Source organism: Burkholderia sp. AU33803 (genome assembly GCF_002223095.1).
GTDB lineage: Bacteria > Pseudomonadota > Gammaproteobacteria > Burkholderiales > Burkholderiaceae > Burkholderia.
In genome coordinates, this window is record NZ_NKFJ01000018.1 from 1 (window position 1) to 739 (window position 739).

General features: G+C 62.0%; 1 protein-coding gene and 1 pseudogene. Both read right to left on the reverse strand.

Annotation, left to right across the window (positions count from 1 at the left end; all coding sequences use genetic code 11):
- The coding region (locus CFB41_RS38420; RefSeq protein WP_179250330.1) for a hypothetical protein at nt 1-500 on the reverse strand (500 nt) is incomplete at its 3' end.
- A gap of 10 nt (nt 501-510) precedes the next feature.
- Nucleotides 511-739 (reverse strand): annotated as a pseudogene (locus CFB41_RS37035) (hypothetical protein); the annotation flags it as partial.

Below are 739 nucleotides of genomic sequence, written 5' to 3' on the forward strand. Positions count from 1 at the left end.
GCAATTCGATCTGTTTGCCCGGCCGCGTCCGTGATGCCTGCGAAGATCTGCCCGGTGTCGGTGATGATTCGATAGCGAACGTTGGCGAGCGGGCGGTGTGCATCATCGAGCAAGGTAAATTGCTCGTCATGTACGGCATCCGATAAGGCAAACGGCAGATGGGCTGCACCAGGTTTGCGCCCATCCAGCGTCGAAATTTCGCCCGCAGTAAAAGTCATCCGCATGCCGCGCTCAGCGTAGAAGATCGGCGGTGGGTTGCATCCGCAGACATTGATATCCCCGCTCAATGCCCACTGTTTGCCGTTCGGGCCGGTGCCTGGCCAACGCGGCCCTTGCGGTGCGATGTATCCTTCGCGCTTGCAGGCCGAGCAGTAGGTCTTCATATCGAGTGTGGCGATATGAACCGTCGGCGGCGGATTGGAACAGGTCACGCGGTCGAGGCCTTCAACAATGACCGCTTCCCCGGCGCGGTCGCCTTTGGCAAGAAAGTAGCGGATCATGAGCGCTACCTCAGCGGGGCATGGCCGAGCGGGTGACGATGCCAAAAACAGCGGACGACGCCACGCCTTGTCGCTCGGGACTATCGGTGATCGTGTCGCCGTTATCGAGTTCGCTGCCAACGAAGGCGAGCGGCGCGAAGTCGGCCCGGTCGGCCAAACCCAGACCGGTCGTCACGCGCGCGGTTGAGCCGTCGGGATAGCGGATCAGGTCGCCCACCGTGGCAGCTTTGCCCAAGTGC